The sequence below is a fragment of the Actinospica sp. genome (assembly GCF_035552695.1).
In the GTDB taxonomy this organism is placed as follows: domain Bacteria; phylum Actinomycetota; class Actinomycetes; order Streptomycetales; family Catenulisporaceae; genus Actinospica.
On the sequence record NZ_DASZKT010000261.1, the window covers coordinates 1 to 7,609 of the forward strand.

General features: G+C 68.6%; 9 protein-coding genes and 2 pseudogenes. 6 read left to right on the forward strand and 5 right to left on the reverse strand.

All coding sequences use genetic code 11. The features are described from left to right. Positions 1 to 144 precede the first annotated feature (144 nt). Positions 145 to 618 carry a hypothetical protein gene (locus tag VG296_RS29630; RefSeq protein WP_325571779.1) on the reverse strand — a complete coding sequence of 158 codons (474 nt, stop codon included), beginning with the start codon at positions 616 to 618 and terminating at the stop codon, positions 145 to 147. A gap of 17 nt (positions 619 to 635) precedes the next feature. Then, a complete protein-coding gene (locus tag VG296_RS29635; RefSeq protein WP_325571781.1) occupies positions 636 to 1,340 on the reverse strand; it encodes a FadR/GntR family transcriptional regulator in 705 nt (234 codons plus the stop codon). Between the two features lie 217 nt (positions 1,341 to 1,557). On the opposite strand from VG296_RS29635, the gene VG296_RS29640 reads away from it, so the two are divergent. Then, on the forward strand, positions 1,558 to 2,085 hold the full coding sequence (locus tag VG296_RS29640; protein ID WP_325571783.1) for a gluconokinase: 528 nt from the start codon (positions 1,558 to 1,560) through the stop codon (positions 2,083 to 2,085). Beyond that, a complete protein-coding gene (locus tag VG296_RS29645) occupies positions 2,085 to 3,482 on the forward strand; it encodes a gluconate:H+ symporter (protein WP_414641151.1) in 1,398 nt (465 codons plus the stop codon). Before VG296_RS29640 ends, VG296_RS29645 begins: the two co-directional genes overlap by 1 nt. A 20-nt stretch (positions 3,483 to 3,502) precedes the next feature. On the opposite strand, the pseudogene VG296_RS29650 reads toward VG296_RS29645, so the two are convergent. Next, positions 3,503 to 3,649 (reverse strand): annotated as a pseudogene (locus VG296_RS29650) (nuclear transport factor 2 family protein); the annotation flags it as partial. Between the two features lie 86 nt (positions 3,650 to 3,735). Between VG296_RS29650 and VG296_RS29655 the strand changes: the two are divergent. The 3 genes and pseudogenes from VG296_RS29655 to VG296_RS33075 form a co-directional block, all read left to right on the forward strand. After that, positions 3,736 to 4,605: an oxygenase MpaB family protein gene (locus VG296_RS29655; RefSeq protein WP_325571789.1), complete on the forward strand. Its 870-nt coding sequence runs from the start codon at positions 3,736 to 3,738 to the stop codon at positions 4,603 to 4,605. A gap of 213 nt (positions 4,606 to 4,818) precedes the next feature. Beyond that, on the forward strand, positions 4,819 to 5,271 hold the full coding sequence (locus VG296_RS29660) for a MarR family transcriptional regulator (RefSeq protein WP_325571791.1): 453 nt from the start codon (positions 4,819 to 4,821) through the stop codon (positions 5,269 to 5,271). 49 nt (positions 5,272 to 5,320) lie between these two features. Beyond that, positions 5,321 to 5,551 (forward strand): annotated as a pseudogene (locus VG296_RS33075) (pyridoxamine 5'-phosphate oxidase family protein); the annotation flags it as partial. Here VG296_RS33075 and VG296_RS29665 read toward each other — a convergent pair. After that, a complete protein-coding gene (locus tag VG296_RS29665; RefSeq protein WP_325571793.1) occupies positions 5,509 to 5,835 on the reverse strand; it encodes a DUF2218 domain-containing protein in 327 nt (108 codons plus the stop codon). The pseudogene VG296_RS33075 and the gene VG296_RS29665 sit on opposite strands and share 43 nt — an antisense overlap. A gap of 365 nt (positions 5,836 to 6,200) precedes the next feature. After that, positions 6,201 to 6,641, reverse strand: coding sequence for a winged helix-turn-helix transcriptional regulator (locus tag VG296_RS29670; RefSeq protein WP_414641152.1), 441 nt, complete (start codon positions 6,639 to 6,641; stop codon positions 6,201 to 6,203). A gap of 96 nt (positions 6,642 to 6,737) precedes the next feature. Between VG296_RS29670 and VG296_RS29675 the strand changes: the two genes are divergently transcribed. After that, positions 6,738 to 7,433 carry an SDR family NAD(P)-dependent oxidoreductase gene (locus VG296_RS29675; protein WP_325571797.1) on the forward strand — a complete coding sequence of 232 codons (696 nt, stop codon included), beginning with the start codon at positions 6,738 to 6,740 and terminating at the stop codon, positions 7,431 to 7,433. Positions 7,434 to 7,609 lie beyond the last annotated feature (176 nt).

Consider the following 7,609-nt stretch of genomic DNA (forward strand, 5'->3'; position numbering starts at 1 on the left):
TATCCGATGAGCCGGGAGTGACGACGGTTCCAGACCAAGATGACCTGAGCGGATATATGGCGTCGATTCGTCACGGCTTGGACCAGGCGGACTTCGTCATAGCCCACCTACACGCGCACGAATGGTATGCACGCGTTGGCCTTCTCAGCCGAAATGACGCATTCGTCGAGGCGCGGGCCCACGCCGTGGTCGATTCTGGCGCGCGCGATCGTGGGCGGATGGAAACAGGATCGCGTCGCGGGTCAGGTGCTCGGCGATGGCGCGGAAGCCGGTGCCGCTGAGGTATTCGGCGCAGATGCGCTGGACCACCGGCGCGGCGACAGGGTCGGGCTCGAGACGGTGCAGGCGTTTGCCGTCGGCTGCTTTGGCGGGGTTCGGATGAGGGCCGGCGTCGGCCAGAAGGTATCCGTATGGGGGGCGGCCGCCGAGGAACCTGCCTTCGACCTTGGCTTGCGAGGACATGGCCGAGCGAACGCGAATCTTGATGCGGTTGCGCTCGCCTTTCGACATTCCGCCGAACACGCTCATGATTAGGTCGTGAGCCTCGGAGCCGGGGTCGATCGGGCCGCCGATCTCCGGCACCCACAGGCCGACGCCGTAGTGCGTGAACAGGGGCATGGTCACTCTTCCAGGACTCAGGGCTCGATGAGTCGCCGGTGGATGTCGTCGAGTGATTCGCGGACCACGAGGCGCATGCCTGATTCGGCGTCGGCGGCACGGCGTTCGGCCACTGCCATGGCGACGGCGTCGTGTCGGGCGGCGTCGGCCGGATCGGGTGCTGCCGGGAGCAGGCGCATCTCGGCCCTGCCTCTGAGCAGTTCCTCGGTCACCGGGGCGAGTTGGGCGAACAGGAGATTGCCGCACATCGTGAGCAGGGCGCGGTGGAACTGCACGTCCGCCTCGAGGAAGCCGAATCTGTCGCCGACGGCCGCACGGGCTCGCATCGTGGCGGCATATTGCAGTAGCGCCTCGGCGCCCGCGGCGTCTTCCCGTCGCGCCGCCGCGGCCGCGGCGGCCGGCTCGACGGCCGCGCGTAGTTCGGTCAGTTCGTCGAGGTGCGCGATACGCCCGGGGCCGGACAGGCGCCAGCGGATGACATCCGGATCGTAGAGATGCCAGTCGGCCACCGGGCGCACCGTGAGGCCGACGTGCGGCGTGCTGCGCAGCATGCGCTTGGCCTCAAGGGTGCGCACGGCCTCGCGCACCACGGTCCTCGAGACGTCGTACCGGGCTTGCAGCTGCTCGGTGCGCACGACGTCGCCGGGCGCCAGGGAGCCGTCGGCCACTTCTCGGCCGAGCTTGTCCGCGACCTGTCGGGCGAGGCTGTCGCCCTCGCGCATTGCGGCTCCCTCTCATGCGAAGCGGATGCGGCTCCTGGGCGGGGCCGCGCTGTGCACGGTACCCCGAGCGTCCGGGGTCGCGCAGCGACGTCAGCCTGAATGTTATTACGAGTTGATTGCAGCGACTTATTAAGTAGTACTTATTGCGGCTAGGGTGGGCACGCCTCGGCGGACGAGACCTGTTCGGACGCCGCCACCACGTGGTCAAAGGAGACCTATGCAGTCCGCCACCCTCGCCGGCAGTCCGCCGGTACTGCTGATCATGGGCGTGTCCGGCAGCGGTAAGACGACCGTCGGATCGCTGCTGGCCGGTCGGCTCGGCTGGGCCTACGCCGAAGCCGACGCGTTCCATCCGTCCGCGAACCTGGCGAAGATGGCCGCGGGCCGGCCGCTCGACGACGCCGACCGCGCGCCCTGGCTCGCCGCCATCGGAGCCTGGATCGACGAGAGCGTCGCGGCGGGCCGGCCCGCCGTGGTCACTTGCTCCGGGCTCAAGCGCGCCTACCGCGACAGCCTGCGCGAGGGCCGCGCGCACCTGCGCCTGGTGTTCCTCGACGCGCAGTTCGCCACCGTCAGCGCTCGACTCACCGCGCGCGAAGGCCACTTCTTCCCGGCCGACCTGCTCGCGAGCCAATACGGCGACCTGCAGGCGCCGGAACCCGACGAGGCGATCGTCCGCATCCCCGTGAATGAGGCCCCGCAGCAGATCGTCGAGCGTCTGATCGCTCTCGGAGTCGCCGCGTGATCACCACAGCCCTCTCCTCGGCCTCCGCGGCGGCCTCGAAGTCGCAGGCCTGGACCGGCCACGACACCCGCCTCGTGCTCTGCGCGCTCGCCGGGATCGTCCTGGTCGTCCTGCTCACGGCCGTCCTGAAGATCCATCCGTTCCTCGCGCTGATCGCCGGCAGTCTGCTGGTGGCGTTCAGCGACGCGCTCCCCGTCGACAAGATCCTGCCCGCGTTCGAATCAGGCGTCGGATCCACGCTCGGCGATGTCGGCGTGATCGTCGCGCTCGGCGCGATGCTCGGGAAGCTCCTCGTCGACTCCGGCGGCGCGGACCGCCTGGTCGGCGCCATCTTCGACCGCGTCGGGCCGAAGCACGCGCCATGGGCCATGCTGGTCGGCGCGATGGTCGTCGGCCTTCCGATGTTCTTCGAGACCGCGCTGGTCCTGCTCATGCCGATCGTCTACCTCGTGTGGCGGCGCACCGGAGGATCGATCCTGCGCATCGGCATCCCGGCGCTGGCCGGGCTGTCCATCCTGCACGGGCTGATCCCGCCGCACCCCGGCCCGCTGATCGCGGTCGACGCCGTGCACGCCAACATCGGCGAAACGCTCGCGTTCGGCGTCCTTGTCGCGATCCCCACCGCCGCGATCGCGGGACCGCTGTTCGGCGACTTCATCGCCGCGCGCGTGCATCCCGAACCACCGCAGCGCCTCACGGACCAGTACACGGCCGAGGCCGCCGACCGCACCGGAGGCCGGGTACCGTCGGTCGGCAGCACGCTCGCCGTGATCCTCCTGCCGGTCGCCGTCATGCTCGCTCGCACCGTCGTGGACATCACCACCCCCGCCGCCGCGCAGGCGCATCGCGTCGCGGACTTCGTCGGCGACCCCATCGTCGCCCTGTCCGCAGCGGTCGTCGCCGCCCTGGTGCTGTTCCGCTTCGAGCGGGTGCGCGCGGGCGCCGTGCTGGCGGAGGCGCTCCCGCCGATCGCCGGAATCCTGATGATCATCGGCGCGGGCGGCGGGTTCAAGCAGATCCTGATCACCTCCGGGATCGCCGACTCCATCGGCAAGGCCGCGCACGACTCGCACCTGTCACTGCTGCTGCTCGCCTGGCTCGTCGCCGTCGCGATCCGGGTGGCCACCGGCTCCGCCACGGTCGCCACCGTCACCGCCGCCGGCATCATCGCCCCGATCGCGGCGACGTCACCCGGTACCAGCGCCCCGCTGCTCGCCCTCGCCGTCGGCTCCGGCTCGCTGTTCTTCTCCCATGTCAACGACGCGGGGTTCTGGCTGGTCAAGGAGTTCTTCGGGATGGACGTCAAGCAGACGCTGAAGTCCTGGTCGGTGATGGAGACCGTCCTGTCCTGCGTCTCCATCGTGCTCATCCTGGCGCTGAGTACATTCGTACACTGAGAACAGAGAACGAACTCGGCCTACGCCTGGCCGGTTTCGAAGCGCTCGATCTTGCCGTCGCTGATCGTGAACCGCCACCGGGTACGCATCTCGCCCCAGGTGTAGTTGCGATACGCGGCGGTGAGTTCGCGTCCGCCATCGGCTTCGGAGAGCACTTCCAGATGCCCGCTCACGTCGACAAAGTGTCTAGTGTGAAGGTCGACGACGCACTTTGGAGGCACCCGTGTGGTTGCGCGCCCGAATACGGGAGGAGATGACAGCGGCGATACACGGGGGAGATCTCCAGCTGGATCGGTACGCGGGGCCGCCCGGTGACCCGGGCCTGCTCGCGATCGCACCGGGCGATCCGGCGTGGCGTGTGCACGGGCACCCGGCAGGCATGATGATCGGCGGATTCGCCGCGCTTATGCTGCAGTCCCTGCACCCGCTGGCGATGGCCGGGGTAGATCAATACTCCGACTACCGAACCGACCCGATCGGCAGGCTCAACCGCACCGCGCGCTTCATCACGACGACGACATTCGGATCGAGGCCGGCGGCGGAGCAAGCGATAGCCGTCGTGAGCCGAATCCACACCCATGTGCACGGCACCGCTCCCGACGGCCGGCGCTTTCGAGCGGACGACCCCGAACTGCTGACCTGGGTGCACACCACCGAGGTGCGCAGTTTCCTTACGGGATACCAGGTCTACGCGCAGCGTCGGCTGCGGCTGACCGATGCCGAATGCGACACCTACTACACGCAGGCGGCCCCCGTAGCCGAGGCGTTGGGCGCCATGGAAGTGCCGCGCAGCGTGCACGCGGTCGAGCAGTACTTGGACCGGATGCGCCCTCAACTGAGCGTCACCCCGGCCGCCCTGGAGAGCATCCGATTCCTCCGCGGATTCGGCCGCAACCGTCGGGAGCGTTGGGTGACTCATCTGCTGATGAGCGGTTCCGTCGGTCTACTGCCGGCGTGGGCCCGCGTCCAACTCGGCATACACCGCCCGGCCGCCGTGCGAATCGCCTGGGATCGCCCGCGGGCGACTGCGGTGGGACGTGTACTCGGGTGGGCGCGCGGCCCCTCCGAGATCGACGCCGTGGCTCGAGGCCGCTTGGCAGTTGCGCCTGGGCGGGATGTATAGCGCGTCGTAGCTGGTCCTCCATCAAGCAACTTCCCGCGGTCGCGGCCGCGGGCAGGGCCGGGATCCGTCGACGCACCCTTGACTCAAAGCATTGGCTCTAATCAGTGTTGTGAGTCGTGGCATCACACGATGTTGTGACGAAGCATTGATCGAGCGCCGGTTGGACGTCCAGTGCCCGGCACGCTCCACGTCAATGGCGACAGGAGGAACGGCATGAGCCAGGCCGCTCGCATCGCGGGGTTCGAGCAGCACGTGGCCGCGCGCACCGGCAACGTCATCAAGCGGGCCGAGCAGGCCCTGATGGCGGAGAAGGCGCGGGCGCTGCGCGAGTTCGACGTCACGGTGCCGCAGTACACCGCCCTGCTGGCGCTGAGCTATGTCCCCGGGCTGTCCGGTGCGCAGCTGGCCCGTCTGGGTTTGGTCACACCGCAGAACATGTCCACCGTCTTGAACAACCTCGAGGCCAAGGGCCTGATCCGGCGTGAGGTGTCCGAGATCCACCAGCGGGTCTTCGTCGTGCACCTTACCGAAGCCGGCGAGAAGGTGACTCAGCGGGCGGATGCCGCGGCCCGAGCCGTCGAGCAGCGGCTCGACGACGGGCTCGGCGAGCCGCAACGGTCGGCCGTGCGCGAACTGCTGGAAGCCGCGATATCAGCACTCAACTGACCCGGGCCACGTACTTCTGACCCAGGCCACGTACTTTCGCCCCCGAGCCATGCTCCCCTGGAGGAACGCAGTCGTGACAACGATTCCGCCCCGCTACGCGGACCTGCTCGAACGCCCTTTGTTCGGGCACCTCGGCACGGTCAGGCCCGACGGCACTCCCCAGGTGACGCCTATGTGGTTCACGTACGACGGCGAACTGCTCTACTTCACCACCGCTACGAACCGGGCCAAGTACGCTCAGATGCGGGCAAATCCGAATGTCGCACTCTCCGTCAACGATGCGGCGATCGCGTCCTCGAGCCGTTCGAGCGCGGCCGGATCGTCGGCCTCGACCCGCAGCACCAGCGCATCCGCCCCGGCGTGAAGGGTCCAGGAGCCGTCGGCGAAGCGGATCTCCGCGCGGCCCGGTGCCTGCTCCATATGCTCGACCCGGAGCACCCCGGCCCCGCCGTGCCCGCCCTTGGGCAGGTGGCGCATCTGCTGCATCTGGCCGAGATGGCTACAGAGCTGGTCCAGGTACCGCTCGGCGCGGTCGGTGGGAATGCGTGCTTCGACGCTGTGCATCGGATGGTTCCCTTCAGATCCGGGTCACGGACGCGCGCCAGCCGCGCAGCCCGTCGGGCAGAGGGGGTTGTCGCCACGGGCCTGCGCCCCGCCACCTGACCACCGGCCAGCCAGGCGACCCGCCCCGGATGATCGAGAGCTGTCAGTACTGTCGTTGACAAGCTCACGGGGATCGGAAGCAGCCGTTGCATCCAACGCATCAAATCAGCGTGCTGCACTCAGCACCCAGATTGACCCGCTCGGGACAGACCAGATCAGGCGGATGATGAATCTCAATTGACTGGCGTGGTGCGCATATTCCGGTCCTGTCATATTCGACGGTTCGGTCCGGGGTTGTGTGCTTCGGGCGGTGTCCGGCCTCGTGCTTATGGCGCGGTGGTGGTGGTTTGGATTGCGCGGTGGGCGCGGATCTCGTCGTGGTGTTCGGTGGCCCAGCCGATCAGTGGTGTGACGATCTGGTGGAGGCCGCGGCCGAGTGGGGTCAGGGCGTACTCGACGCGTGGGGGGACTTCGGCGTAGGCGGTGCGGGTGATCAGGCCGTCCTGCTGGAGTTGGCGCAGGGTGAGGCTGAGCATGCGCTGGGAGATGCCGGGGACCTGGCGCTGCAGGTCGGTGTAGCGCAGCGGCCCGGCCTCCAGCACGACGATCACCAGCAGGCTCCACTTGTCCCCGACCCGGTCAAGGACCTGCCGCACCACGTCCAGGTGCTCGGCGGGGATGCCGGCGCACGGCCCGATCGTGGCCGCCCCGCCTGAAGTATCCGTGCCAGCGTCCCTGCCAGTGTCCGTGACCTGCATGGCGCACATTCCTCTCCGCCGCACACAGCGGTGTTCCTTTTGTACGGGCTTCCGTACTGGTCCAGTATGACGCTACGCACAAAAAGTAGGAATTGGAGCTCTCTCATGTCCGCAATCGCCATCGTCGGCGCCGGTCCCGGCATGGGCCTGGCCATCGCCCGCACCTTCGCCAAGCAAGGCTTCGACGTCGCCCTGATCGCCCGCAACCGCGGCAAACTCGACGACCTGGCCGCCACCTTGACCGCCGAGGGTGTCACCGCCGCGGCGTTCCCGGCCGACGTGCTCGACCACGACCAGCTCACCCAGGCGCTTCGCGGCGCCGCCGACCGCTTCGGCGGCATCGACGTCCTGGAGTACTCCCCGGGCGGGACAGCGCACTCCGCGGCCAGGACCGTCCCGTCGGCCACGACGCCGTCCGATGTCCACGAGCAGATGGACTTCCAGCTCTACGGCGCGATCGCCGCCACCCGGGCGGTGCTGCCGGCGATGCGTGAGGCCGGCACGGGCACCCTGCTCTACACCACCGGCGCCGGCTCGGTCAGCCCGATCACGATGTTCGGCAACATCAACGCCGCCGCCGCGGCCCTGCGCAACTGGGTGATCAACCTGCACGGCGAGTTGGCCGGCACCGGTATCCAGGCCGCGCACGTCGCCATCGGCGTGTGGATCGGCACCCACGGCCCGGAAGGCGCGCCCACGGCCACCGCCGACCAGATAGCCCCCACCTACTGGGACCTACACACCCACCGCGACCAAGCCGAGACCGTCTTCACCGGCGCACACCAAGACCAGACGCGGTAAGTACAGCGCCTCGCCCACCCGCACGCCCACCAAGAGATAGGGCGCCGCCGAGCATCGCTCGGGATGGTTCTTGCGGAGCTGCTCGACAGCTGCCTAGCAGCATGCCCTGGCCGCGGTTCGCTATTGACGACGGATCGTCTCCGAGCACGATGTTCGCCGTGTGGTTAGGACGTCTG